The following is a 26,645-nucleotide window of genomic DNA, read 5'->3' as shown; positions in this document are numbered from 1 at the left end:
AGGAAACAAATTAATCTCTTGTAAAAGCGGCTCAATTGAGCCGCTATACATTCAAAAACTAAAAAAACTATGCTATTAAAATCTATAATTTGTTAATCTAAACGGAGTAGCTGCACTAGCATAAGTATAGATAACATTACTATAAAAAATGGTAAAACTTTCTTTTTTGAGATATAATCCTTTAGGGTTAACTATTTCGTCATCCAGAATTTTCAAGAATGCTCTTGTTGCTGCATTAGCACTCCAGCCATCATCAGTTAAAATAATAGTTTTATTTACTGCGTCTTCACTAGTAGTAAAAAAGTGATAGATTGCTGCTTTTCCACCATTAAATGTATAAGCAATATAATTACCATTCAAAGGATCATTAAAAGCTATCTGAACTCTTGCTATTTTTTGATTTGCAGCTAAAGTAGCATTTACCTTATCTAAAATCGATTTAGCATATGCTGAGTTAGTAGCGGCTGTAGCTAAGTTTGCGGCAATGTATCCTATTGTTATCTGAGGACCACCTTCTAAAAATAGTTTATAATCATCTGTTAGTATAGGTGGTGCATTAGTAAATTTAATAGCTACTTTCGCTCCACCTGTTCCTGTTGCCACGAAAGATTTATCTGTAGGCTCATAAATAAAATCTTTTAAACTTTGAGTTCCAACTACGATAGCTGGTTTTACTGTAAGTCCCGCAGGAGTATAGGCAACAGCTACCTTAAGAGTTTCTAAATTACCAGTCTCTAATGGTGCAGCTGATCCAAATCTGGTTACGGCATTATAATTAAAGTCGTATTTTTTCACTGCACTACCGTCATTAATTTCCATTATTCTAAACAACGGACTGTTAATATCTCCTGTCATATTAGCATTAGATACTGTATTTTTCTTTAAATCAGTCCAGTCCTGAGCAGTTGCTTTTACAAAACGAACTTCTTTAACGGTTCTGTTTGTTCTAAAAACAATATCACCATTCTCTTGTCCATAATATAAAAATTGAAAATCTCCCAAGAAACCTTTACCTGCGGCAATCGGTGAATTATTAGAATCTGACAATAAGTGAATTTTATTTTTTGTAGTAAAAACAACACTTACCGTGCTACCTAACTGAATTTCATATTGACTGTTATGAATATCTGTATCAGCATCAAAATCAGAAGCCATGTCTACTTTTCCGTTTGGTAAAAATTTAAACAAGTGCGTAAATCCTCCTAATTGAGTATCATCAGTATAATAAACTGCTTTCCAGCCTTCAGCAGAAGAAAGTAATAAATCATTTAATTCCTTTTTTTGACCATTTAAACGCTCAGTAGGCGTTTCGTCAAACTTTTGTTCAGCCTCTGTACTAACACAACTATTCAGTTGCAAAGCCAAAAAAAGAAGCATCAAATACTTAAAAATATTTTTAGTTTTCATAATTTCTTTGGTTAAAATTTTAGTTATTTAAAACAGCTGTAGTGTTCTTTTGAGCTTCATCTCTTAGCGCATAGAAATCGATATTAAAAGCATCTCTGTAATATTGAACCACAATAGCTTCTTTTTTCTTAATAGCGGTAACTGCTGCAGGAACTGTTATACTTGCCAACAATGCGTCATACTCTGCTTTTGACATAAGTAAAATTATTGCCGCAGTTTCTGCAAAATCCTCAGTATAATTTGATCTCGCATAAGCACTAATAAAACCAAGTTTTCGAGCCTCAGTATCAGAAATACTAAAAGGATTTGAACTATAATCATTAGGAGTTATTTTTGCCCATGATTCAACATCAAAAGGTTTCGTTTGGTTTAAAATATGAACATATTCGTGCTGAATAGTATGAACAAATTGTGTAACACTTGCTCTGTTGCTTTTGTTCACGTAATCTACCTGAAAAAGAGAGATTCTCTTTCCTCCTTCTGCTAATCCTAAAGTGTTAGAGACATCATCAGGATTCACATTTACTCCTCCTACCAAAACAAAATCTCTTGGTGCAATGATTTTAACAAAATCCTTCCCACCAATAACACTGTAACTATCTATCCATATTTTTTTAATGATTTCAAGTGCTGGTTGTACTTTTTCAATAGCTGGCGGATATAAAAATCTATTTTGTTCTATAACATTTTGATTCCACTCATATTGAACGCTAATATTATAAGGATCTATGTAATTTTGATCTATCCATATATCTAAAGGAGTTTTTACTTTTTGAGTAAAATCTAAATAACTCTCATTTGGCTGATCTTCATGAGCACAAGATGCAAGTGCTATAATACCAACTGCCAGCACTAACTTTTTATATTGTTTAATTATTTTCATAATAGTTTAAATTAAAATTATCTTGGATTTTTTTCAATTCCATTATTAGAAGCATTTAGAGGTATTTGTACAGCACGACGCTTGTCATCTTTAACCAATACATTTTTTCTAGTTACTTGTCCTTGCGAATTATAAGTATTATGCTCTATAACCAGGTTGAATCTTTTGATATCAAACCATCTTTGTCCTTCATGAAGAAACTCTCTTCTTCTTGCTTCTGTAATTGCCTTAACAAAAGAGGTTTGCTCCGGAGTAAGTGCGTAAAAAGGTGTATACTCATCAGCTATCACAGGATACTTTGCATATACCTTTTCTTTTGTCAATACATCTGATGCTGCATATCCAACTGTTCTGGTTCCTAAAAAGTATTCCAACTCCGAAGTAGCGATATCCAATTGATTCGTCATAACGTGAGCCTCAATACGATTTAAAAACATTTCGTCGTTAGAAAAAAGTACGACTCCAGTATAAGGAAGACCAATTTGTGCTGTTAAATTTGTGTATTTAAAATATTCATTAAACTTATAAACCGCTACATTCGCTCCACTAGCTCCTTGTATTGAAATATCAATCAACCAGTTTTTATTGAATATATTAGTTTGACTACCTAGTATTTCATCTCTCTCTTTTGCTCTTGTAAAAGCAAATCTATTGAATCTTGTTGCTCTACCGCAAATCGAACTTGGAGATCCAATTAATAAATTTGTAGGTTGTGTATGCTTAGCATATTCAATTGGTTTATTAGGAAAATCATACGCAGTATAAGCCAACCAATCTCTTATTTTACCCACAGGTTTATTACCTAAACCTTCTGTAAGTTCTAAGACTTTTTTCCAATCTCCTTTTACAGTATAGAAGCGCGCTGCAAATGCTTTTGCTGCTTCCTTATTAAAGTGATACTTTAAATAATCTGTTCTGTAATCGTTTGTAACGTATTTTAATCCCTCTTGTATGTCTGATTCCACTAGATCAAAAACCTCTTTTACTGAATTACGTTTGTAATTTGCAACCAATACTGTTTCAGGTTCTGTTACATAAGGAATACCTAAATCTGTTGCTGCTGTAGCGGGATTATAACGATTAGACCATATTGAAACCAACATAAAATGAGAGTAAGCTCTTGCTAACAAAGCTTCTCCTTTTTGAGGATTAAGATTTGGAGTGTCTCCCAATTTTCTGATAGCTGCTAATGCCTCATTAGCAGTAGCAATTGCTTTATAAGCTGCGTTCCAGTAATATCCCTGAGTATCTCTACCTGATTGATCGTCCTGCAACTCCCAGTTAAAACTTTGTTCGTTATTTATGTTTACAAGTGAGCTTTTATTATCAGACACGTTATCCGTCATACTTTCTGTAATAGAGATATAAGAACCGTCCGGATATGCATCTGCTAATAATTCCGAAATTTTTTCCGGGCTATCAATCTGTAATCTGTTATCTGGTACTTCCGAAAGGAAATCGTCGCAACTACTAACACCTATAAGCATCAATAGAGATAAAGCTATTTTTATATTTCTCATGATCAATTATATTAAAATGAAAGGTTTATGGCAAAAGTGTACTGAGATGTGATCGGGAAAGCTACACCACCTGTGTTACGGAATTCCGGATCCTGACCGTTAAGTTTTTTATCAGAATAAATCAACCAAGGGTTTACTGCAGATGCTTTAAGTGTAAATGTACTTACTCCTAATTTTTTCTTGAAATCTCTTGGGAATTCCCAACCTAATGATATGTTTTTTAATCTGACAAAATCACCATCAGCAATTCTCGCGTCAGAATAATTATATGTGTTATATGCTTTTGCTAATGTACGTTCACCTCCATTATTATCTATTAATCTTTTGTCAGCAATAACAGGAATATTAGTAATATTTTCATCACCTGGATTTATCCAGCGATTTGTAAAATCTTTTGTAAACACCGTTAAATCATCATAAACACTATCATATACAGGGTTTAAACGAACTTTATTTCCTCCTGAACCCACAATAAATACATATAATGACCAGCTTTTGTAAGTAAATGTATTTGCTAAACCTATAGATTTATTTGGCTCAATTGAACCTTCGTATTTTAGGTATTTCGTAACATCATCTGTATCTTGAAAATCAGCTGCTGTCATATTATTAGTAGCGCCATCCTGCAATTTAAAAGTTGGCAATCCCTGATTATTTAATCCTGTAAACTCATAAGAATAAATTGAATTTCTTGGGCTTCCTAATGCATTCCCACCATTTCCGTTTACTAAGCTAAAAGCTGATGGCTTGTTTTGTAATTTTGTAACTTTTTGATCGTATACTGAAAAGTTTAATGTAGTCGACCATTTAAAATTATTTGTTACAATATTTTGAGTAGTAAAACCAATCTCAAGACCTTTAGTTTCCATATCGGCATTGTTACCTTGTTTGATGCTTTGACCTCCAACACCTGAAGTAGTTACAAAATCAACTAAATCAAAAGCTTTACGGCTGTAAACATCAGTTACAAATTGTACTCTGTTGTTGAATAATCCAAGATCCAAACCTATATTTGTTTCAAATTGTTTTTCCCATGTTAAATCGCCATTTTGCAATTCATCAATAGATATTCCAGACTCTCTGTTTTGTAAGAAAAGACGATTTGTGATAAAACTTTTATAGATTGCTAATGAGTTTGTAGCAGGTCCTGCAGTAGCTGTAAGTCCGTAAGAAGCTCTCAATGCTAAATTGTTTATAGTTTTATTATTTTTCATAAAACCTTCTTCAGTAACATTCCATTTACCACTTACAGTATAAGTTGGCAACCATCTGTTAGAACCGCTATTTCCTTGTCTGTTAGAACCATCATAACGACCTGTAAGAGACGCTGTATAACGACGATCATAAGTGTAACCAACTTTACCGAAGAAACCAACAGTTCTTTCTCTTTCAGCATCAAACCCATAATAAGAATCCCCGTCATTTACAATTTTAGTAATAAATCTAGGATCAATGAAAGGAGTAAGTCCTCTATCGAATTGAAGACCTGCCGCTGTAAAGTTATCACTGCTTCTGTCTACTGATCTAAGTTCTGTACCAAAGAAACCTTCTAATTCATGTTTCTCATTAAATGTATTTCTATAGTTAACACTATTTCTAATGTTATAAGAAGTCATATCGTTAGTAAATTTTCTTAAGAACCCACCATTTGGAAGTACTGAAATTTTTGGTTTAGTTAAGTTATCCGGATCTTGGTATAAAAAGATATTTGCTTCCTGAACGATTGAATTTTCACCTTCTGCACTTAAAGACGTACCTGCTTTATAAGCCGCTGCTACGTTTGAATCTTCGTAAACTTTATGCTCTCTAGACGTGTTTGCGTATCTTGCAGAACCTGTTAGATTATACGTTAAATGTTTATTTATTTTATACTCTAAATCTAATTGAAAACGAATGTCATTTACTTTGATATCTAATGTATTATTATTAAGCTCATTAATAATATTCATAGGAGCCCAGTTGTTTCTGTAATACTCTAAATTCCCGTTATCATCATAAGGTCTTAACGTTCTGCTTGTATTTAAAACATATTTAAACGGGTTGATGTCAAACTCTCTGTTTACACTTCCGTATACAGGATCTGATTTACTCTCGTAACTTCCAGGAGCAGTTTGATTACGTACCGATCCCATTGTAGATAAAGTAATATTCAATCTGTCATTTACAAAGAAAGTTCCTTTAATATTAGAAGTTAACTGTTTTACATTATCAGCAATAGTCCATCCTGGATCACTATAATAGCCAAGAGATGCGTAAAATGTATTATTTTTTCCACCACCTGAAAAGCTTAAAGAGTGATTTTGAGTAATTGAAGGTCTGAATAATACGCTAAACCAGTCTGTATTACCTAATTCATATTTCTTTAAAAATTGATTACGACTAACAGCATCATTTCTAACACCATACTGGCCATTTGTCCTATTATAGGTATCAATTTGTTTTGCCATAATGTTATAAACACCACCAAATCTTCCGTTAAGAGATGAAGCTATCTCTAAAAATCCTTTACCGTTTCCGCTATATCCTTCTAATTCTTTTAAAATACTCATAGTTTCCTGAGAATTTAAAATATCATATTGAGAATAATTAGGTACGGTTCTTACTGTATTTTCAACAGAATAACTCACTTTTAAAGGTGAATCTCTACGTCCTTGTTTTGTAGTTACAACCACAACACCATTTAACGATCTAGAACCATAGATAGAAGTTGCTGATGCATCTTTAAGGATTTCTATATTTTGTATGTCATTTGCATTTAGACCTGCTACAGAAGAACTTAATAAAGTTTCAGAGTTTCCTGATGCTAAATCAGCAAATGAAATATTAATAATATCTTCCTGAACAACACCATCAATTACCCATAAAGGTTTTGTATCACCAAAAATAGAAGAAGATCCACGTACAGTAATTTTAGGAGCTGTACCAAATGTTCCTGTTACGTTCTGAACCGTAACACCGGCAGCTTTACCCTCGATCATTCTACTTACATCTACTACTCCATCCACTTTTAACTCAGCGCCGGAAATTTTACTAATCGCTCCGGTAAAAGTTCTTTTTGATGTTTTTTCGTAACCTGTTGTTACTACAACTTCTTTTAAGTTTTGTCCTTCCTCACTTAAAACAATCGTTGGATTAGTATTTCCTACACCAATTTCTTTGGACTCCATTCCAACATAAGAAATTACAAGTTTGTCGTTGTTTGACGGTACTTCGATAGTAAATCTACCATCAAAATCAGTAAGAACCGCGTGTTTTGTTCCTTTTACCATTACTGTAGCTCCAGGAAGCGGGCTGCCACTTGCGTCAGTAATTACACCCTTGATAATTGGTCCTGCAGTTAATATTTCAAACAAAGAGTTACCTGCTTCTACCGCGCTGAAAGAATCTGCCGCTGCATTTTTTTGTAAAACAATTTGATTACTTACTTCAGTATAAGTGATATTAAAAGGTACCAGGATACGATTAAGAATACTCGAAAGAGCTTCCTGATCAGCATCGATACTTACTTTTTGAGTAAGTTGAGGCAATCTTGAGTTATAAGAAAATTTTACATGAGCAGACTTCTCTAACTTCGTCAAGGCATTGTCTAATGTTAAATTAGCAACATTGATAGTAACCTTGGTATCTAGTTTTTTTTGCCCATTTACATTATTTGCCATGGCAACACTTGAAAATACGAGTGCCAGGACAAACTGAAATAGTGTTATTTTCATGATTCGATGGAGTAATCGTTGTTTAACAACTGGTTTTTTCATAATTTTGGATTGTTTTGATTAATACTTATTCGAGTGTATTTTGAAACGTAATGAATTGCTCTTTACAGAGAGAAATTCAACTAATTTAAGTGTCGATAATGTTACAGCATTTCGGCACTTTTTTTCTGCATTGTCATCTTTTACATAGGCATTTATTATTATTGGTTTTAGTTTGGTTTAGTTTTTTTTTGGACTTCTTAATTTAATTCAGCTACGTAATTACAGTTACATAGAGAATTAATTACACCCTTGAGATGTTATAATAATTTGATTACCATTCATTTCAAAACTGGTATTATTACCTATGCTGTTACAGACAATTTTTAGTTTTTCTGTCAATGGCTGATCACTAAGTGAAGTCGTTAAGTGGCAATCTTTCAATTTATCTTTAGGGTAATCTATATCTACCAGATAAGCTTGTTCTATCGTTTGAAGAATCTGTGCTACCGGAATATCAGTAAATTCAAAACTCAATTGCTCAATATTACCAACACTGCGAGTCAAAGTTTCGTCCTGAGTGATGTTTGTGATTTTATTAAAACTTAAATCACTACGTAAAAAACGCAAGGCCTGATTAGGAAGCAAGATCACTTCTTCCTGATTGGATCTCGATACAAGATCATTTGATTTTACCCTAACTTTACCGGTGCGCACAAGAACTTCTACATCAGGCTGATCAGAATAAGCTTTAACTCTAAAACTAGTTCCAACTACCTTTGTAACAATTTCGTTTGCATAAACAAAAAAAGGCTTTTTAGGATTTTTACTAATTTCAAAGAAACCTTCGCCGGACAGATAAACCTTTCTTTCGTTCCCGGTAAAGATTTTAGGATAACTTAATTTACTGTTGGGTTGCAATAAAACCGAACTACCATCAGATAATGTGATGATTTGTGGTTTGTTTGAATTGTTGGTTTGTTCTACCAATCCTTCACTATTTTCGTCTATAAGCTCTTTGTAAGTAACGACTTTGCTTTCCGGGCTAACTCGATTTTGATAAAACCAAACTGACACCAACCCCATCACTAAGGCGGCTGCAACTGAGCCAAAAAATCTTTTTCTAATGAATCTTACTTTTGAATCCTGAATTAAATTGTTTTGATTTTCTTTTTCTTCAATTTTAATCCATGTGGTTTGTAAAGCATTATGAAGATCTGGTGCCGATAAAGTAGTTTCCGGCACTTTCATAGCTAATAATAGCAATCTTGCATCTTCTACCAACTTAGCACGTTGGCGACTTTCTAAAGTCCACTCTTCCCAACCATCTTCGTCAATTTTAAGTAAAATCCATGACTGGAATGATTCGTCAGATAAAAAATCTTCAATTTCGGTATATTTATTACGTTTTTGCATCTAAAAAATGAGGTTACAAAAACATAGAGGACAACTCTCTTATTATATACTCACCAAATTGTGATTTTTTTTACATTTTTTTAAAATAAATTTAACAAGCTATTGAAGATAGTACAAAAATTAAGGAAATACTCCCTTTCCACTCCTTACGTAACGTAAGCAAACCGCGATGTAACAGATTACTTGCCGATTGATAATTAACATCAAGCATATCCGCGATCTGATCTACTGTTAGACCTTGATGATAACGCAAATACAGCGCTTCTTTTTGACGTGGAGGTAAATCGTTTAATAAATTGTTAAGATGAACTACTTTTTCTTTTGTTGCATAATCATCATCAATAAGCTCATGCTCTACCGAAAATTCTAACAAAAATGCTATAGAATCTGTACTGGTAGTTTTACGAAAAATATGATCACGTTCGTACAAACGCGCAATTCTTTTACGTACACTCGATAATAAATAAGCCTTTACCACAACAGAACTTTGCAGCCCGTTGCGATATACCCATATATCAGTAAAAACATCCTGAACACAATCCTGTACTTTTTCAGCATAAGGAGAAAGCGAATTACCGTAGTTAACTAAATCTCCGTAATATTTCTCAAATAAGGTTGAGAATGATTTTTCATCTCCATCTTTCAAGTTATTCCAAAGCGTAATGTCGTCAAAAGTTTTGAATTGTAAATTTTTGGTCTTCATATTAATTTGCGGTAGAATTCTTGAAAATAAGCACTTAGTTTTAACATAAAGAATACAGTTTTTTAACATTATTCTATAGTTCTGTGCGATAAATATATAAAAGCAAAAATACAAAACCAATTTTTTTACATTGAAGAACCCAAATCCTAACATAGAAAATAGCCTATAGCTGCTGATTTAATGAGGTGTTAGGTAGAAATAAAAAAAATAAATTAATTTCAAAAACAACATTATTGTAAGATTAAACCACCATATAATTTTGTGATATTTTTAACATTTAAACAAAAGGTGATTAATACACTTTCCGGAAAAAGAATATTGAGCAAGAATTTTCAATGAGTATTAAAAAGAATGCGATTATTTTAATTTTAAAACTATGTTGCCAAAATATAATGGAGCAAAAAAAAGCCTTACTAAATTATAGTAAGGCTTTAAGTATATTATTAACAAAATCGACTTAGAAAGCCACGTTCCATCTTGGTAATTTTGCATTTTCATCTAAAAAGTTTTGCAAAACTTGTCCTTCAACTGCAGTTGGAATTGCTTTCACATCTGCATTAAAAGTTTCATACCAAACTACTTCAAGAGCATCAATATTTTCTACTTTCATTTGTGCCGGCCAAGAATATTTTCTTCCAGTTTTAGCAAATTGGTGTCCGTTTACGATTTTATCATATAAACCACCGTTTTTACTTTTCAAAGTACCATCGTTTTGAACTGTCCCTGTAGAACCCACCATGATCAACTCTTTTGCATCTCCTTCAATAGCATAAACTACAAAAACTCCAGCACCAGATTCCGGAGCATTACAAGCTTGTTCTAAACTATCTTCAACAGTAAAAGTAAAACTATTGCTTACTTTAAATTTTTCTAATTCTTTGTACATATTTCTCTTTTTTAAGCTTCTATCCCGATAGCTATCGGGACTAAGTTGCTAAGTTTTTATTTATATTCCAACATTTTAAAAATGTAAAAAAGTCTCAACAAAACATTGAGACTTTTTTGGAATTTTTTATTTCAAATATTGGAGATTATCCAAGTATTTCTTTCACTTTTTTACCAATTTCAGCTGGTGAATCAACAACGTGAATTCCGTTGTCTCTCATAATTTGTTTTTTAGCAGCAGCTGTATCATCAGAACCACCAACAATAGCACCTGCGTGACCCATTGTTCTACCAGCAGGAGCAGTTTCTCCAGCGATAAAACCAACAACTGGTTTACGGTTACCATCAGCTTTAACCCATTTAGCAGCATCAGCTTCTAATTGACCACCAATTTCACCAATCATAATGATGATTTCAGTTTCTGGATCGTTCATTAATAATTCAACAGCTTCTTTAGTTGTAGTTCCAATAATTGGATCTCCACCAATACCAATAGCTGTAGTAATTCCTAAACCTTGTTTTACAACCTGGTCAGCAGCTTCGTAAGTTAAAGTTCCTGATTTAGAAACGATACCAACTGTTCCTTTTTTGAAAACAAAACCTGGCATAATACCAACTTTAGCTTCACCCGGAGTAATAACTCCTGGACAGTTAGGTCCGATTAATCTAGAATTTCTTTCTTTAACATAATTATTTGCTTTAATCATATCTGCTACAGGAATTCCTTCTGTAATAGCAATAATTACTTTAATTCCAGCATCAGCAGCTTCCATAATTGCATCAGCAGCAAAAGCTGGTGGTACGAAAATGATAGATGTATCTGCACCAGCTTGATCTACAGCGTCTTTTACTGTATTAAAAACCGGACGATCTAAATGGCTAGTTCCTCCTTTACCCGGAGTAACACCACCAACAACATTAGTACCGTACTCAATCATTTGAGAGGCGTGGAAAGTTCCTTCGCTTCCTGTAAATCCTTGAACAATTATTTTGGAATCTTTATTAACTAAAACACTCATGATATATATTTTATGTAGTTTTTAAAATTGTGATGCAAAAGTAAGGTTTTGTAACGTATTTTAACCTTTTTGTCTTCAAAAAAATTAAGAAAATTGACTCATTTGATAACCGCGATACAATTTATCATCTTTTATTTGCCAAATTGTAGAAAAATGAGCTAATAACATCTCTTCTCTTGGGTTCTCAATCGTTTTCACAAAATGAGAATATCGTATCGAAACCAAGTCATCCTCTGCCAGAATATGGCTTATTCTAACCTTAGATCGCACATAAGCACGACTAAGCTCATTGGCCATGTCCAGCATCGAATTATAATCCATTTCGATTAATCCTTTCGTACTATGCCAGTCTAATTTTACCTCGGGATGCAAATATGTTTTCATTACTTCGCTATCAATTAAGGCATCTGACTTATAAAATTTCTGAACAAATTCTTTAATAGACATATTACTTCAATTTATTTAAAATTTCAGGAATCTTTTTGATATTAGCTAATTGTTTCAATTTTTCTCTCGATTCTTCGATTGGAGTACCAAAATAAGATTTTCCTCCTTCAACTGATTTGGTAACTCCGGTTTGTCCCATAATAACAGCCTTCGCTCCTATTGTGATTCCGCTTGTAGTTCCAACCTGTCCCCAGATAGTCACTTCGTCTTCGATAATAACACAACCTGCAATACCTGTCTGTGAAGCGATTAAACATTTTTTTCCAATCACAGTATCATGTCCAACATGTACCTGATTGTCCAATTTTGTTCCTTCTCCAATTGTCGTATCGCCTGTTACGCCTTTGTCAATCGTACAAAGCGCACCAATACCAACATTATCTTCAATTACAACTCTTCCGCCAGAAATTAACTGATCGAAACCATCCGGACGTTTTTTATAATAGAAAGCGTCTGCTCCTAAAATAGTTCCCGCATGAATCATTACATTATCTCCAATTACTGTATGATCGTAAATAGTAACATTAGGATGTATTAAACAGTTTTTACCAATTGTAACATTGTTTCCGACAAAACAATTAGGCTGTATTACGGTTCCTTCTCCTATAGTTGCAGAAAGAGCAATAGATACGTTTGTGGCCTGAAAAGGTTTAAAATGCTTGGTAAGAGTATTAAAATCTCTAAAAGGATCATCAGAGATTAGAAGTGCTTTTCCTTCAGGGCAATCTACTTTTTTATTAATTAAAACAATAGTAGCAGCTGATTGTAAAGCTTTGTCATAGTATTTCGGATGGTCAACAAAAACTATATCTCCTGGCTCAACAACATGTATTTCGTTCATGCCTGAAACCGGAAAGTTTGGGTCGCCAATAAATTCGCATTGAAGCAAATTTGCAATTTCTTGTAAAGAATGAATCTTTGGAAATTTCATATTTTATAATTAGAAAATTTGTCAATTAGAGAATGTGTCAATTAGAAAATGAGTCAATTAGAAAATAAAAATTATTCAATTTCTGCGTATGCATTAATTTTCTAATTGACTCATTGACAAATTATCTAATTAAAAATTACTCTTTTACACGCTCCATGTAAGAACCTGAAGCGGTATCAATTTTAATTTTATCACCTTCGTTGATGAACAACGGAACGTTTACAGATGCTCCAGTTTCTACTGTTGCATTTTTTGTAGCGTTTGTAGCTGTATTTCCTTTTACTCCTGGCTCAGCATAAGTAACTTCAAGAATTACAGAAGATGGCATATCTACAGATAAAGGTAAATCAGTTTCAGTATTTACCTGAACCATTACACTTGTTCCCTCTTTTAATAATCCCGGAGCATCTAAGATATTTTTATTCAAAGAAATTTGCTCAAAAGATTCTGTATTCATAAAATGAAACTCATCTCCTTCAGCATATAAAAACTGATAATTATGTGTTTCTACACGAATAACGTCGATTTTGTGCCCAGCAGAAAATGTATTATCTAATACTCTTCCTGTAGTTAAACTTCTTAATTTTGTTCTTACGAAAGCTGGGCCTTTTCCAGGTTTTACGTGAAGAAATTCGACTATTTTATAGATATCGTGATTAAATTTAATACACAATCCATTTCTAATATCTGATGTAGATGCCATTTGTTTTTATTTTAGATTTTAGAATGTAGATTTTAGATTCTCTATAGAATAAACCTTCCATTCTTTTATTTTAATAATTCTATTTTTAATTTTAAATATAAAGTTTAGAAATCTAAAATCAGAAATCTAAACTCTAAAATTAATAGTTTCCTGAATAACCTTTCATGATTCCTCTTGACGAATTTCTAATAAAATCAAGAATTTCATCTCTCTCAGGAGTGGCTTCCATTTCAGCTTCAATAATACTTAAAGCTTGTGTTGTATTGTAATTCTTTTGGTATAAAATTCTGTAAATTTCCTGAATTTCTCTGATTTTCTCAGTAGTAAATCCTCTTCTTCTTAAACCAACTGAATTGATTCCTACATACGATAACGGCTCTTTTGCAGCTTTTGTATAAGGAGGAACATCTTTTCTTACCAATGATCCACCAGAAATCATAGCATGATCTCCAATATGAATAAACTGGTGAATAGCTGCCAAACCACCAATTACAGCGTGATTACCAACCACAACGTGACCAGCCAAAGCAACACCGTTTACGATAATAGCATTATTACCAATCTCGCAATCGTGAGCAATGTGAGCATAAGCCATAACTAAACAGTTATTACCTAAAATTGTCTGCCCTGAAGCAACTGTACCTCTATTGATTGTTACACATTCTCTAATAGTACAATTATCTCCTATAATAGCTAAAGAATCTTCTCCTCCAAATTTTAAATCCTGTGGTACTGCAGAAATTACTGCTCCTGGAAAAATATTACAATTTTTTCCAATTCGCGCACCTTCCATGATGGTTACATTTGAACCAATCCACGTACCATCACCAATAATAACATTATTGTGAATTGTTGTAAAAGGCTCAATTACAACGTTTTTAGCGATTTTCGCGCCGGGATGAACATATGCTAATGGTTGATTCATCTGTGAGTTTTATATTTTAATATTAAAATAGTCTAATTTGGGCAACAAACGTAAACAATAAATTTGATTAAATTATTATTGTTTTCTTGCAATTTGAGCCATTAATTCTGCCTCTGTTACCAACTTTCCATTTGCGTAAGCATTTGCCTGCATATGACAAATTCCTCTTCTGATAGGAGAAATTAATTCGCATTTGAAAATTAAGGTATCACCAGGCAATACTTTGTGTTTGAACTTAACATTATCTATTTTCATAAAATATGTCAAATAATTTTCAGGATCCGGAACTGTGCTTAACACTAAAATTCCACCTGTTTGCGCCATAGCTTCAACAATTAAAACACCCGGCATTACTGGAGCTTCAGGAAAATGTCCTACGAAGAAATTTTCGTTCATCGTTACATTTTTCATACCCACAACATGACTGTCAGACATTTCTATAATTCTGTCAATTAATAAAAATGGAGGTCTGTGTGGCAAAACTGCCATAATTTTATGAATATCCATCAATGGCTCAAGGTTTAAATCGTAAACCGGAACATGATTTCTTTGTTCAATTTTAATAATTTTTGCTAATTTTTTGGCAAACTGCGTATTTACATAATGCCCAGGTTTGTTAGCGATAATTTTCCCTTGAATTCTTACTCCAATCAAAGATAAATCTCCAACAACATCAAGTAATTTGTGTCTTGCAGCTTCGTTTGGATAATGTAAAGTTAAGTTGTCTAAAACACCATTTGGTTTAACCGAAATTTTGTCTTTACCAAAAGCTTTCTTTAAATTTTCCATTGTAGACTCAGAAATTTCTTTATCTACATAAACAATAGCGTTATTTAAATCTCCACCTTTAATTAATCCGTTTTCTAAAAGAGATTCTAATTCGTGCAAGAAGCTAAAAGTTCTTGAATTAGCAATTTCTTCTTTAAAATCGGCAATACTTTTCATGGTTGCATTTTGAGTACCTAAAACTTTAGTGCCAAAATCTACCATTGCAGTTACCTGATAATCATCGCTTGGCATTACTAAGATTTCGCTTCCTGTAGTTTCATCAGTAAAAGAAATTACTTCTTTTACCACATAAACATTACGTTTAGCATCTTGTTCTTCAATACCAGCATTTTCAATCGCTTCAACAAAATATTTTGATGAACCATCCATAATAGGAAGTTCAGAGGCATTTAATTCTATAATAACGTTATCCAGATCACAACCAACTAAAGCCGCTAAAACGTGTTCCGGAGTTTGAATTTTTACACCAAGTTTTTCTAAATTTGTACCTCTTTGCGTATTAACAACGTAGTTAGCATCTGCTTCGATCACGGGCTGACCTTGCAAATCTACTCTTACAAAAGTGAAACCATTATTAATTGGAGCTGGTTTAAAAGTCATTGTAACTTCTTTTCCAGTGTGTAATCCAACGCCTGTTAGTGAAATTTCATTTTTGATGGTCTTCTGTTTAACCATTATTTCCATTTTTTGGGTTTATTATTTGTTTTTTTAATTCTTCAACTTCAGCTACAATTTTAGGCAGATTCTTGAAATGAACATACGATTTATTAAAATCAGTATATGCAAGAGACGGTGTTCCTTGCAGTGTTTCATCATCTTTAATGTTTCTTGCTACTCCTGACTGAGCCTGCAATCTAACATTATTACCTATAATTAAGTGGCCTGCGATACCTACTTGCCCGCCAATCATACAGTTTTCGCCTATTTTTGTAGAACCTGCTACGCCTGTCTGGCCAGCAATTACAGTATTTCTACCAATTTCTACATTATGAGCAATCTGAATTTGATTGTCTAATTTAACTCCTTTTCTAATTATTGTAGAACCAAGAGTTGCTCTGTCTATCGTGGTATTTGCTCCAATATCTACATTGTCTTCAATAACAACGTTACCTATTTGAGGAACTTTACTATATACACCTTCATCGTTTGGCACAAAACCAAAACCATCTGCACCAATAATAGCTCCTGAATGAATCGTACAATTGTTACCAATTATAGTTTCAGAATAAATTTTGGCGCCTGCAAAAATATACACATTATCGCCAATAACAACATTATCGCCAATAAAACTGTTTGGATAAATTTTTACATTATCACCTAAAACCACATTTTGTCCTATATAACTAAAGCTTCCTAAGTATAAATTCTCGCCATATTTAGTTCCTTCAGACATAAAAGATTGCGCTTCTATTCCGTTTTTATTCAATTTTACCTGATTATAAAATTGTAAAAGCTTAGAAAAAGACGCATAAGCATCTTCTACTTTTATTAAAGTCGTAGTGATTTCTGCATCTGGTACAAAACTATCATTAACAATAGTAACTGATGCTTTTGTAGTATATATGTAATTGATATATTTTGGATTAGCCAAAAAAGTAAGTGATCCTTCCTCGCCTTCTTCTATTTTAGACAGCCGAGAAACTTCTGCATTGGGATTCCCAACAACTTCTCCTTCTAAAATTCCTGCTATTTGTTCTGCTGTAAATTTCATTGCGACAAAAATATAAAAAATAGATTTTAAATGTTAATTTTAGATAAGTTGTTTTGGAAAACAGATGTAATATTTTGTAACCAATTTAGATAACGATTTCAAATTCAGCTGATCAGAAGCTTCGACAACATCCTCAATTGTTTTATCTTTTTTCAAAATTCGTATAGGTTCCGCTTCTTTACTGTAAGCCTGATTTTTTATTTTTCCTCTAAAAATAAAATATCCGGCTTCTAACTGCGTAATATGGTGCGCGTTAGCAAATTCTTCTTTTAAAGATTGAGATTCTTCTGCCGAAATTTTCTCAGCACTTAATTTTATTTTTAATAAATCTCTATTAATCAACATTTTACTTAAAGTAGAAAGCACAAAGTCTTCTTGCTTTTGCCATGCTTTTAAAGCGCTAATGATATCAAAATCATCTAATTGCGAAAATAAATCTAATTTTTCGGCATCAAAATCCTCCAAAGTCACTTTATTTTGCATAAAATACAAAAGAGGCTCACTGCAAGGCAAATTAATTCCTTTTAATGTTAATTCTTTGGCTCTTTTTAGCACATTCATCAAAATTAACTCCGCAACCAAACTTGTTTTATGCAAATAAGCCTGCCAGTACATTAATCTTCTTGAAAGCAAGAATTTTTCTACAGAATAAATTCCCTTCTCTTCAATTACCAAAACACCATCAACCACATTCATCATCTGAATTAAACGCTCAGAATTGACATTTCCTTCAGCAACTCCGGTATAAAAACTATCACGTTTTAGATAGTCCATTCGATCCATATCCAATTGACTTGAAATCAATTGCAACATAAATTTCCTGTGATATTCTCCTTTAAAAACCTGAATCGCTAAGCTTAATTTTCCGTCAAACTCATCATTTAACTGATTCATGAACAACAAAGAAATCGCCTCATGATTTACATCTTCGACAATACTTTTTTCCATTGCATGCGAAAACGGCCCGTGCCCAATGTCGTGAAGTAAAATAGCGATTAGCAAAGCACATTCTTCATCACTCGAAATAGCAACTCCTTTAAAACGAAGTGTTTCTACAGCTTTTTGCATTAAATGCATACAGCCCAAAGCATGATGAAAACGCGTATGATTAGCGCCGGGATAAACCAAATACGACATTCCCATTTGTGAAATACGGCGTAAACGCTGAAAATACGGATGCTGAATTAAGTCGTAAATAAGTTCGTTCGGGATAGAAATAAACCCGTAAATGGGATCATTGAATATTTTTAACTTATTGATATGAGTCACTATTTGGTTATTTTTAGGTCAACAAATATAAGTAAATAACTATAAACAGCTTGGTGTTTTTCATTTAAAAATTGACATTAAATAGTCGTGATTTTCAATGTAATACTAAAATTCAAAAAAGTTTTAATATAAAAATCACTATTTGTTATTCTGAAATTTATACTATTTTTAATACTTTTTAAGTTCTATACATTTAAATTGCATTAAAATTAAACACGTTTATGGATAAGATAAAGATACTTTGGGTCGATGATGAAATCGATCTTTTGAAACCACATATATTATTTCTGGAGAAAAAAAACTATGCTGTAACTACTTCTAACAATGGTTTAGATGCTATTGCCTTATTTGAAGAGGATAATTTTGACATTGTTTTTCTTGATGAAAACATGCCGGGAATGAGTGGCCTGGAAACCCTTTCTGAAATGAAAGAAAAAAAGTCGGCAATACCGATGATTATGATCACCAAAAGCGAAGAAGAATATATAATGGAGGAAGCCATTGGTTCTAAAATCGCTGATTATTTGATAAAACCCGTAAACCCCAATCAGATTTTACTTAGTTTAAAGAAAAACCTCGATCATTCAAGATTGATTTCTGAGAAAACTACTCTGGATTATCAAAAAGAATTTAGAAAAATTTCTATGGAAATGGCGATGGTCAATTCCTACGAAGATTGGGTAGAATTGTATAAAAAATTAATTTTCTGGGAATTAGAATTAGAAAACATCAACGATCAGGGAATGATAGAAATTCTTGAATCACAGAAAGTTGAAGCCAATTCGCAATTCGGAAAATACATTGAAAGAAATTATGAAGACTGGTTTGCTCCAAAAGCAGACAAACCTATTCAGTCTCATAATTTATTTAAGGAATTGGTAGTTCCTGAAATTAAAAAGAAAGACAAACCTATATTGTTTGTAGTAATTGATAATTTACGCTACGACCAATGGAAATCTTTCGAAACCGTTGTGGCAAATTATTATAAATTAGAAAAAGAAGTTCCTTATTTTTCTATACTTCCAACAGCAACGCAATATGCAAGAAATGCCATTTTCTCTGGTTTATTACCAACAGAAATGGAAAAACAATTTCCACAATATTGGAAAAACGATGTCGAAGATGGTGGAAAAAACCTTTATGAAGCCGAATTTCTATCAGCACAATTAAAGCGTTTAGGCTTAAACATTAAAGAAGATTATTTTAAAATCACCAATTATGCCGGAGGAAAAAAACTGGCAGAAAACTTCAAAGCTTTAAAAGGCAATGATTTGGTTACGGTTGTATACAATTTCGTAGACATGTTATCGCATGCAAAAACCGAAATGGATGTTGTAAAAGAACTTGCCTCTGATGATAAAGCGTATCGCTCACTAACTTTAAGCTGGTTTAAAAACTCTCCGTTATTAGAGATTATCCAGCAAGCGCAACTTTTAGGTTTTAAATTAATCCTGACTACAGATCACGGAACAATTAATGTCAAAAACCCATCAAAAGTAGTTGGAGATAAAAACACAAGCTTGAATTTGCGTTACAAAACCGGACGTAGTTTAACATACGAGCAAAAAGATGTGTATGTTGTAAAAGAACCAAAAGATATTGGTTTGCCTGCTATAAACATGAGTAGTTCGTTTATATTTGCAAAAAATGATTTCTTTTTAGCCTACGTAAACAATTACAATCATTATGTGAGTTATTATAGAAATACATATCAGCATGGCGGAATCTCATTAGAAGAAATGATTATTCCGTTTTTAGTATTTAACCCTAAATAAAAAAAGAGTTTTCAGTCGCAGTTTTCAGTTTTCAACTGAGACTTAGAACTGCGACTGAGACTTATTTAACAATAAATATAAGCAATGAATATCGTTTTTTCACTAGATCAAATTAAAGAAGTAGCAGAGCAAATTTTAGCACAAAATCCAAAGAAAATTATTCTTTTTAATGGAGAAATGGGCGTTGGAAAAACTACTTTAATTAAGCAATTATGTAAAAGTCTTGGAGTTGAAGACGCCACAAGCAGCCCGACTTTTTCTTTAGTGAATGAATATTACACCTCTAACAATCAAATCGTTTATCATTTTGATTTCTACCGATTAAACAAAGAAACCGAAGCTCTCGATATGGGAGTTGATGATTATTTGTATTCCGGAAATTGGTGTTTTATCGAATGGTCTGAAAAAATTGCAAGTTTACTTCCTGAAGAAACTTCTACAATTAATATTGAGTTATTGGCTGATGGAAAAAGAAGTTTAGAATTAATTTAAAAGCATGAAGAAATTAAAAATCCTTATTGCATTTTTTCTAATTTCTAGCTTTTGCAAAGCTTCTGATACAATAAGTGTTTGGCATGTTTTTTATAATAAAATAAAAATCAAAGAATATAATGGATATACTAATAAATCTCCGCTTATTTTAAAAGCAAGTGATTACAAAATTGGCGATTCTATTACAGTAAAGTACTATTCAGACACTCCATGTCATGATTGCTTGACAGGAATAATGCTAAAATCAAAAGATAATAAAGTTACAATGGCTGGAAAGAATATTGGCAGTAGAAATCCAATAACATTCCCCGTGATGTTTTTGATGGATCCAAAAAGAAAAAGAACTTCTTTCCAAGTTTTATATTTGAATAGTAATGGCAATAAGGGAAGTTCAGAAGAATTGTTTGAAATAGAAGTAGTTTACGAATAAAATCAGACTGAATGAATACCCAAAATATAGTAGAAATAATCCCTTTTTCTCAAGATTTAAAAGACCACATCAAAACTTTAAATATAGAATGGCTCCAAAAGTTTTTTAGAGTAGAAGAAAAAGATGAAATAGTACTTTCAAATCCGCAAGAAGAAATTATTGATAAAGGCGGACTTATTTTCTACGCTAAATATAATAACGAAATTATTGGAACGGCTTCTTTAATGAAGATTGACGATACAACATTTGAGCTGAGTAAAATGGCAGTTTCTGATAAAGCACAAGGTCTTGGAATTGGAAACAAATTACTAACTCATTGTTTGGTCGTAGCTGAAGAAAACAATATCAATAAACTTATTTTGTATTCAAATCGAAAATTACTTCCGGCAATTCATTTATATGAAAAATTCGGTTTTGTTGAAGTTCCACTCGGAAATGTAAATTATGAAAGAGCCGATATTAAAATGCAAAAAAACATCCCTTAATTTCATGACATAGTATTAGCAGAATTTTTACACTGATTTTAAAACTTTTTACGTAATTTGTACTCTTAATTTTTCGCACAACCCATGTCAATCACCTTAACTCCATTTACGAAACAACAATTGTTGCCACAAGAAGAAAAACTTGAAGTTGGCCGATTCAAGAGAGAACTTTTTATAGGAATACCTAAAGAAACAAGTTATCAGGAACGTCGTATTTGCTTAACTCCAGATGCTGTAAACTCGCTGACTTACGAAGGTCATCGCGTTATGATAGAATCCGGAGCCGGAGAAAGTTCTAGTTATTCAGACAAAGAATACTCTGATGCGGGAGCGGAAGTAACAAAAGATACCAAAAAAGTTTTTGGCTGCCCAATGCTGCTAAAAGTAGAACCTCCTACTATAGCAGAAATTAAAATGATCAATCCTGAAACGATTATCATTTCGGCTATTCAGCTAAAAACCAAAAAGAAAGAATATTTCGAAGCTTTGGCGCAAAAAAAGATTACAGCACTTGCTTTTGAATACATCAAAGACGAAGACGGATCTTATCCTGCTGTAAAATCATTAAGCGAAATCGCTGGAACAGCTTCGATACTTATCGCAGCTGAGTTGATGATTACAGACGAATTCGGAAAAGGTTTATTATTCGGAAACATTACTGGCGTCCCTCCTACCGAAGTTGTTATTCTGGGAGCCGGAACTGTTGGCGAATTTGCTGCAAAAACCGCCATTGGTTTAGGAGCAAATGTAAAAGTTTTCGACAATTCGATCACAAAATTACGCCGTTTACAAAATAATTTAAACCAAAGAATCTTTACTTCTACCGTACAGCAAAAAGCATTATTAAAAGCGTTAAGACGTTGCGATGTTGCCATTGGTGCCATGCGCGGAAAAGAACGTTGTCCGATTATAGTCACAGAAACTATGGTCGAGCACATGAAAAAAGGCGCCGTAATTGTAGATGTTAGTATCGATACCGGAGGTTGTTTTGAAACCTCAGAAGTTACCACTCACGAGAAACCCACCTTTATAAAAAGTAATGTTTTGCACTATTGCGTACCAAACATTCCTTCAAGATACTCCAAAACCGCCTCATTATCAATCAGTAACATCTTAACTCCGTATTTACTTCAAATCGCAGAAGATGGTGGTTTAGAAAGTGCTATAAGATGCAATAAAGGTTTAAAAAACGGAATTTATCTCTATCACGGAATTTTAACCAATAAAGCAATTGGCGAATGGTTTGATTTACCTGATAACGATATCAATTTACTTGTATTTTAAGGGAACTTTAATGTACCTTTGCAAAAATTTTATTTCATGAAGTTCGCACATCGTTTCGCTTATTATTTAGTTGGTTTGGTTATGGGATGCTTTTTTGTAGCCCTTGTTTTTAGTGGAAAAGACACCCGTTGCAACTACTTTCCTAATGCCAGAGTTTTAAATAATTTGCGCACAAAACCTTTTCAATATTCTGAAAAAGCAGTTCAGACTTTAAATGAAAAATGGATTGATACAGCCGATATTAAAAACACTTTGAAATTTGGAGACGTTGATTTTGATCAAAGTAATGTTCCGTTCAAAAAAGGAAAATTATATATTATAGAAGGAAAAACAGTTAAAAAACAGGAAGTAATTCTAAAGGTAATTAACTACGAAAACAAAGCAGTTTTAGACGAAATTATCAAGAAACCTGTAGAAAAATAGAATTTCCTATTTTGTCATTTCAATTTTGATGATAAAAATAAGTTTTTTTTTCAGGAGCTAATCCCGCTATACATTCCAATCTTTTGTGGCGAACACCGCCACAAAAGGATTTCCACTTCTATCGGGGCTAGGACAATCATTTTCATAACAAGATTCTCGTCGGGTTTTTAAGTTTCGAGAAGCGAGAAGATTGCAACGAATCGAATTTAGATTTGTGATAATTTATGAAATGCGTGTTCTAAAACCACTCAATTTCTTTGATTCCTTTAGAATTCAAAAATTCATTCGTTTTACTAAAATGTTTGTTTCCGAACCATTTTCCCTGATTGGCGCTCATTGGCGATGGATGCCCGGATTCTAAAACATAATGTTTAGAACGATCAATTTTAGATCCTTTTTTCTGGGCAAAACTTCCCCATAACAGAAAAACAACATTTTCTTTTTGATCAGAAATAGCCTGAATAACCGCATCTGTAAACAAATTCCATTTGAGATGTTTATGACTATTTGGAGTATCTTTTCGAACTGTCAACGAAGTATTTAAAAGTAAAACGCCCTGATTTGCCCATTTTTCTAAATTACCTGAAGTCGGCATAAAAACAGCATCAAGATCGGTATTTATTTCTCTGAAAATATTACGCAAAGAAGGCGGTATTTTTACATTATCATTAACCGAAAAACTCAATCCATTAGCCTCTCCTTCTCCATGATAAGGATCCTGACCAATAATAACTACTTTTACATCATTGAAAGAACAATGATTAAACGCTGAAAAAATTAAATCTAAAGGCGGATAACAAATATGATTTTTACATTCGTCTTCTAATGACAAAAGCAATTCGTTAAAATAAGGTTTTTCAATTTCGTTTGCCAGAACAGCTTGCCAGTCTGCAGAAAGATTAATTTTCATTCAAATAGATTTTAATACAAATTACGCAAAGTTTTTTTCAAAGTACTAATTAATAGTGCTATTTCGTTGTAAAACTTTGTAACTTTGAACCTTTACAACTTACGATATAAATGATATCCATTACCGAAAAAACATTACAAGATTTACAATTTCCAACAGTGCTCGAAACTATTTCGGCTGGCTGTAATACAGATATAGGAAAAGAAAAAGCTTTAAAAATAACACCATTTAGAGACAAAGAAACTTTGATGCAGGCTTTAATGCAAACATCTGAGTATGTGTCGTCTTTTGAAAATAATAACGCAATTCCCAATCACGGATTTGACGCCATAACGCACGAAATTAAATTTCTGGCAATCGAAGACAGTTTCTTGGAAGTAGGAAGTTTTAGAAAAATAGCAACACTTTCATCAACATCAAATTTCTTATTGAATTTCCTTAGAAAATTTGATGATTATTATCCGCATTTAAATGCAAGAGCTTCTCGAGTAGAATACACCAAAGATATTGTTACTTTAATTGATGCTATTGTAGACAAATACGGAGAGATTAAAGACAATGCTTCACCAGGTTTGTTGAGTATTCGTCAGAATATGAATATAGTACGCGGTAAAGTAAACCAAAGTTTTGGCGTTGCGCTTTCTCATAATAATAGTCTTGGATATTTAGATGATATCAAGGAAAGTTTTGTACAAAACCGTAGAGTTTTAGCCGTTTTAGCAATGTATCGCAGAAAAGTAAAAGGTTCTATTTTAGGAACTTCCAAGACCGGAAGTATTGCTTATATCGAACCTGAAGCTACGCTGCAATATTCAAGAGAATTGGCCAATTTAGAATACGAAGAAAAAGAAGAAATTACGCGAATTCTAAAGCAATTATCAAATGAAATTCGTCCATTCTTACCTTTATTAATTGAGTATCAAGAATTTTTGAGTGACATTGATGTCGTTGCCGGAAAAGCAAAATACGCCAATAGAATAAACGGAATTTTACCCACAATTACCGAAGAAAGAAGATTGTTTTTTAGAGAAGCATATCATCCTATTTTGTATTTAAACAATAAACAGAAAAACGAAGTTACGCATCCTCAAACTATTGAATTAAAACAAGATAACCGAATAATTGTAATTTCCGGACCAAACGCCGGAGGAAAGACAATTTCGCTTAAAACAGTTGGTTTACTACAATTGATGTTACAATCTGGTATGTTGATTCCGGTTCACGAACGTAGCGAAACATTTTTATTCGATAGAATTTTAACTGACATTGGAGATAATCAATCTATTGAAAATCACTTAAGTACTTATAGTTACCGATTAAAAAACATGAATTATTTCCTGAAGAAATGCAACAAGAAAACCATGTTTTTAATTGATGAATTTGGTACAGGTTCAGATCCTGAATTAGGTGGTGCTTTGGCTGAAATTTTCCTGGAAGAATTTTACCATCGTGAAGCTTTCGGAATTATTACAACGCATTATTCGAATTTGAAAATTTTGGCAAACGAATTGCCTTTTGCTACAAATGCGAATATGATGTTCGACGAAAAATCGCTTGAACCAATGTATAAGCTAGCTTTAGGTCAGGCCGGAAGTTCGTTTACTTTTGAAGTTGCCTTAAAAAACGGAATTCCGTTTGGATTGATCAATCGTGCGAAAAAGAAAATTGAAGTTGGAAAAGTTCGTTTTGATAAAACTATTGCAACGCTTCAAAAAGAAAGATCTAAACTTGAAAAAACTTCTATTAATTTAAAAGAAGAAGAAACCCGTGCCCGCGAGGAAAGCAAGAAGATGGAAAACATCAATGTGAAAATCAAACAGAAATTAGAAAGCTATCAGGAATTATATGATAGTAATCAAAAGACAATTTACATTGGTCAGAAAATTGAAGATATCTCCGAGAAATATTTCAACAATAAAAATAAAAAAGAACTGATTGGAGAATTTTTGAAAATCATAGAAATTGAAAATTCAAAACGTAAAAAAGCTACTCCAAAAGAAACCAAAGCTATAATCGAAAAGAAAAAAGAAGTTATTGCAGAAGTTACGGTTCAGGTTGAAGAAATTCGGAAAGAGAAAAAAGAAAAGAAACTTAAACCGGTTATCGAAAAACCAAAACCAATTTTAAAAGTTGGAGACAGAGTTAGAATGCTCGACGGAAGATCTGTTGGAAGTATCGATTCGATCGAAAAAAATAAAGCAACTGTAAATTACGGAATCTTTACCTCGAAAGTAAGTTTAGATGAATTGGAATTAGTTGAAGCTGCTAAGAAATAAGTTTTCAGTCGCAGTGGCAGTTTTCAGCTGTAAAATAGCTTAAATTTTATCGAAAATTAAAATAAAGCGATTTGAAGAAAGATTTTTAAAAAGACAATTAAGAAGATGGATATTTTATAAAAATCTCTTAAAAATAATTTATGAAAGTCGTTTTTGATTTATAAAAATTATTAATTATTATTTTTTAATAACAAAAATTGATAATCCTTTTTTATCATTTCGAGGAGTTATAAATGACAAAGTAGATATTAGCTTTGTCAAAGTTTAAAA

The 26,645-nt window shown here is 32.7% G+C and carries 23 protein-coding genes; 7 read left to right on the top strand and 16 right to left on the bottom strand.

Annotated features, from left to right (window positions below; translation table 11 throughout):
• Window positions 1-75: 75 nt before the first annotated feature.
• From L0669_RS16405 to L0669_RS16335, 15 genes are all read right to left on the bottom strand, one after another.
• Window positions 76-1,407, bottom strand: a complete 1,332-nt coding sequence (locus L0669_RS16405; RefSeq protein ID WP_263758854.1) for a DUF4302 domain-containing protein — start codon at window positions 1,405-1,407, stop codon at window positions 76-78.
• 19 nt (window positions 1,408-1,426) lie between these two features.
• The gene (locus L0669_RS16400; protein WP_263758852.1) at window positions 1,427-2,290 is read right to left on the bottom strand and encodes a substrate import-associated zinc metallohydrolase lipoprotein; all 864 of its coding nucleotides are present in this window, start codon (window positions 2,288-2,290) and stop codon (window positions 1,427-1,429) included.
• A 17-nt stretch (window positions 2,291-2,307) separates the two neighbouring features.
• Window positions 2,308-3,810, bottom strand: coding sequence for a RagB/SusD family nutrient uptake outer membrane protein (locus L0669_RS16395; protein ID WP_263758849.1), 1,503 nt, complete (start codon window positions 3,808-3,810; stop codon window positions 2,308-2,310).
• An 11-nt stretch (window positions 3,811-3,821) separates the two neighbouring features.
• Window positions 3,822-7,565 carry a SusC/RagA family TonB-linked outer membrane protein gene (locus L0669_RS16390; protein WP_263758848.1) on the bottom strand — a complete coding sequence of 1,248 codons (3,744 nt, stop codon included), beginning with the start codon at window positions 7,563-7,565 and terminating at the stop codon, window positions 3,822-3,824.
• Window positions 7,566-7,802: 237 nt separating this feature from the next.
• Window positions 7,803-8,918, bottom strand: coding sequence for a FecR family protein (locus L0669_RS16385; protein WP_263758847.1), 1,116 nt, complete (start codon window positions 8,916-8,918; stop codon window positions 7,803-7,805).
• A gap of 91 nt (window positions 8,919-9,009) precedes the next feature.
• The gene (locus tag L0669_RS16380; RefSeq protein WP_173973055.1) at window positions 9,010-9,621 is read right to left on the bottom strand and encodes an RNA polymerase sigma factor; all 612 of its coding nucleotides are present in this window, start codon (window positions 9,619-9,621) and stop codon (window positions 9,010-9,012) included.
• A gap of 457 nt (window positions 9,622-10,078) precedes the next feature.
• Entirely contained in the window at window positions 10,079-10,507 is a 429-nt protein-coding gene (locus tag L0669_RS16375; RefSeq protein WP_263758845.1) for a hypothetical protein, read from the bottom strand.
• A gap of 145 nt (window positions 10,508-10,652) precedes the next feature.
• On the bottom strand, window positions 10,653-11,525 hold the full coding sequence (gene sucD / locus L0669_RS16370) for a succinate--CoA ligase subunit alpha (RefSeq protein WP_065450100.1): 873 nt from the start codon (window positions 11,523-11,525) through the stop codon (window positions 10,653-10,655).
• An 84-nt stretch (window positions 11,526-11,609) separates the two neighbouring features.
• Window positions 11,610-11,972: a nuclear transport factor 2 family protein gene (locus tag L0669_RS16365; protein ID WP_173973053.1), complete on the bottom strand. Its 363-nt coding sequence runs from the start codon at window positions 11,970-11,972 to the stop codon at window positions 11,610-11,612.
• 1 nt (window position 11,973) lies between these two features.
• Window positions 11,974-12,903, bottom strand: coding sequence for a UDP-3-O-(3-hydroxymyristoyl)glucosamine N-acyltransferase (locus L0669_RS16360; protein WP_263758844.1), 930 nt, complete (start codon window positions 12,901-12,903; stop codon window positions 11,974-11,976).
• A gap of 136 nt (window positions 12,904-13,039) precedes the next feature.
• Window positions 13,040-13,606 carry an elongation factor P gene (efp, locus tag L0669_RS16355; RefSeq protein ID WP_099712374.1) on the bottom strand — a complete coding sequence of 189 codons (567 nt, stop codon included), beginning with the start codon at window positions 13,604-13,606 and terminating at the stop codon, window positions 13,040-13,042.
• 139 nt (window positions 13,607-13,745) lie between these two features.
• Window positions 13,746-14,531, bottom strand: coding sequence for an acyl-ACP--UDP-N-acetylglucosamine O-acyltransferase (lpxA, locus tag L0669_RS16350; RefSeq protein ID WP_065450097.1), 786 nt, complete (start codon window positions 14,529-14,531; stop codon window positions 13,746-13,748).
• Between the two features lie 75 nt (window positions 14,532-14,606).
• A complete protein-coding gene (locus tag L0669_RS16345; protein WP_065450304.1) occupies window positions 14,607-15,995 on the bottom strand; it encodes a bifunctional UDP-3-O-[3-hydroxymyristoyl] N-acetylglucosamine deacetylase/3-hydroxyacyl-ACP dehydratase in 1,389 nt (462 codons plus the stop codon).
• Window positions 15,988-17,031: a UDP-3-O-(3-hydroxymyristoyl)glucosamine N-acyltransferase gene (gene lpxD / locus L0669_RS16340; RefSeq protein ID WP_173973051.1), complete on the bottom strand. Its 1,044-nt coding sequence runs from the start codon at window positions 17,029-17,031 to the stop codon at window positions 15,988-15,990. Before lpxD ends, L0669_RS16345 begins: the two co-directional genes overlap by 8 nt.
• Window positions 17,032-17,070: 39 nt before the next feature.
• Complete coding sequence (locus L0669_RS16335; protein ID WP_263758843.1) at window positions 17,071-18,300, bottom strand: HD domain-containing protein; 1,230 nt, start codon at window positions 18,298-18,300, stop codon at window positions 17,071-17,073.
• Window positions 18,301-18,521: 221 nt separating this feature from the next.
• Here L0669_RS16335 and porX point away from each other — a divergent pair, with 221 nt between their 5' ends.
• The 6 genes from porX to L0669_RS16305 all read left to right on the top strand — a co-directional run bounded on the left by porX (window position 18,522) and on the right by L0669_RS16305 (window position 23,189).
• Entirely contained in the window at window positions 18,522-20,075 is a 1,554-nt protein-coding gene (porX, locus tag L0669_RS16330; protein ID WP_173973049.1) for a T9SS response regulator signal transducer PorX, read from the top strand.
• A gap of 84 nt (window positions 20,076-20,159) precedes the next feature.
• Complete coding sequence (tsaE, locus tag L0669_RS16325) at window positions 20,160-20,567, top strand: tRNA (adenosine(37)-N6)-threonylcarbamoyltransferase complex ATPase subunit type 1 TsaE (protein ID WP_263758842.1); 408 nt, start codon at window positions 20,160-20,162, stop codon at window positions 20,565-20,567.
• 4 nt (window positions 20,568-20,571) lie between these two features.
• Window positions 20,572-20,997, top strand: a complete 426-nt coding sequence (locus tag L0669_RS16320) for a hypothetical protein (protein WP_263758841.1) — start codon at window positions 20,572-20,574, stop codon at window positions 20,995-20,997.
• 11 nt (window positions 20,998-21,008) lie between these two features.
• Complete coding sequence (locus tag L0669_RS16315) at window positions 21,009-21,482, top strand: GNAT family N-acetyltransferase (protein ID WP_263758840.1); 474 nt, start codon at window positions 21,009-21,011, stop codon at window positions 21,480-21,482.
• 84 nt (window positions 21,483-21,566) lie between these two features.
• Complete coding sequence (locus L0669_RS16310) at window positions 21,567-22,766, top strand: alanine dehydrogenase (protein ID WP_065450091.1); 1,200 nt, start codon at window positions 21,567-21,569, stop codon at window positions 22,764-22,766.
• A gap of 36 nt (window positions 22,767-22,802) precedes the next feature.
• Window positions 22,803-23,189, top strand: coding sequence for a DUF4258 domain-containing protein (locus tag L0669_RS16305; RefSeq protein ID WP_263758839.1), 387 nt, complete (start codon window positions 22,803-22,805; stop codon window positions 23,187-23,189).
• 238 nt (window positions 23,190-23,427) lie between these two features.
• On the opposite strand, the gene ung is transcribed toward L0669_RS16305, so the two are convergent.
• Window positions 23,428-24,099, bottom strand: a complete 672-nt coding sequence (ung, locus tag L0669_RS16300; RefSeq protein ID WP_263758837.1) for a uracil-DNA glycosylase — start codon at window positions 24,097-24,099, stop codon at window positions 23,428-23,430.
• 110 nt (window positions 24,100-24,209) lie between these two features.
• Here ung and L0669_RS16295 point away from each other — a divergent pair, with 110 nt between their 5' ends.
• Window positions 24,210-26,375: an endonuclease MutS2 gene (locus L0669_RS16295; protein WP_263758835.1), complete on the top strand. Its 2,166-nt coding sequence runs from the start codon at window positions 24,210-24,212 to the stop codon at window positions 26,373-26,375.
• Window positions 26,376-26,645: the final 270 nt, after the last annotated feature.

The sequence above is a fragment of the Flavobacterium bizetiae genome (genome assembly GCF_024271895.1).
Taxonomy (GTDB): Bacteria; Bacteroidota; Bacteroidia; order Flavobacteriales; family Flavobacteriaceae; genus Flavobacterium; species Flavobacterium bizetiae.
Note: the sequence above shows the minus strand (reverse complement) of the source record. Positions and strands in the feature narration are given on the sequence as shown.

Excerpts from the sequence above, each read along its gene's own strand:
- sucD (WP_065450100.1), bottom strand. The coding sequence starts at position 11,525 with ATGAGTGTTTTAGTTAATAAAGATTCCAAAATAATTGTTCAAGGATTT.
- L0669_RS16365 (WP_173973053.1), bottom strand. The coding sequence starts at position 11,972 with ATGTCTATTAAAGAATTTGTTCAGAAATTTTATAAGTCAGATGCCTTA.
- L0669_RS16385 (WP_263758847.1), bottom strand. The coding sequence starts at position 8,918 with ATGCAAAAACGTAATAAATATACCGAAATTGAAGATTTTTTATCTGAC.
- lpxD (WP_173973051.1), bottom strand. The coding sequence starts at position 17,031 with ATGAAATTTACAGCAGAACAAATAGCAGGAATTTTAGAAGGAGAAGTT.
- lpxA (WP_065450097.1), bottom strand. The coding sequence starts at position 14,531 with ATGAATCAACCATTAGCATATGTTCATCCCGGCGCGAAAATCGCTAAA.
- tsaE (WP_263758842.1), top strand. The coding sequence starts at position 20,160 with ATGAATATCGTTTTTTCACTAGATCAAATTAAAGAAGTAGCAGAGCAA.
- L0669_RS16375 (WP_263758845.1), bottom strand. The coding sequence starts at position 10,507 with ATGTACAAAGAATTAGAAAAATTTAAAGTAAGCAATAGTTTTACTTTT.
- L0669_RS16360 (WP_263758844.1), bottom strand. The coding sequence starts at position 12,903 with ATGAAATTTCCAAAGATTCATTCTTTACAAGAAATTGCAAATTTGCTT.
- L0669_RS16295 (WP_263758835.1), top strand. The coding sequence starts at position 24,210 with ATGATATCCATTACCGAAAAAACATTACAAGATTTACAATTTCCAACA.
- L0669_RS16305 (WP_263758839.1), top strand. The coding sequence starts at position 22,803 with ATGAAGTTCGCACATCGTTTCGCTTATTATTTAGTTGGTTTGGTTATG.
- L0669_RS16320 (WP_263758841.1), top strand. The coding sequence starts at position 20,572 with ATGAAGAAATTAAAAATCCTTATTGCATTTTTTCTAATTTCTAGCTTT.
- L0669_RS16395 (WP_263758849.1), bottom strand. The coding sequence starts at position 3,810 with ATGAGAAATATAAAAATAGCTTTATCTCTATTGATGCTTATAGGTGTT.
- efp (WP_099712374.1), bottom strand. The coding sequence starts at position 13,606 with ATGGCATCTACATCAGATATTAGAAATGGATTGTGTATTAAATTTAAT.
- porX (WP_173973049.1), top strand. The coding sequence starts at position 18,522 with ATGGATAAGATAAAGATACTTTGGGTCGATGATGAAATCGATCTTTTG.
- L0669_RS16310 (WP_065450091.1), top strand. The coding sequence starts at position 21,567 with ATGTCAATCACCTTAACTCCATTTACGAAACAACAATTGTTGCCACAA.
- L0669_RS16315 (WP_263758840.1), top strand. The coding sequence starts at position 21,009 with ATGAATACCCAAAATATAGTAGAAATAATCCCTTTTTCTCAAGATTTA.
- L0669_RS16400 (WP_263758852.1), bottom strand. The coding sequence starts at position 2,290 with ATGAAAATAATTAAACAATATAAAAAGTTAGTGCTGGCAGTTGGTATT.
- L0669_RS16380 (WP_173973055.1), bottom strand. The coding sequence starts at position 9,621 with ATGAAGACCAAAAATTTACAATTCAAAACTTTTGACGACATTACGCTT.
- L0669_RS16405 (WP_263758854.1), bottom strand. The coding sequence starts at position 1,407 with ATGAAAACTAAAAATATTTTTAAGTATTTGATGCTTCTTTTTTTGGCT.
- ung (WP_263758837.1), bottom strand. The coding sequence starts at position 24,099 with ATGAAAATTAATCTTTCTGCAGACTGGCAAGCTGTTCTGGCAAACGAA.
- L0669_RS16345 (WP_065450304.1), bottom strand. The coding sequence starts at position 15,995 with ATGGTTAAACAGAAGACCATCAAAAATGAAATTTCACTAACAGGCGTT.
- L0669_RS16390 (WP_263758848.1), bottom strand. The coding sequence starts at position 7,565 with ATGAAAAAACCAGTTGTTAAACAACGATTACTCCATCGAATCATGAAA.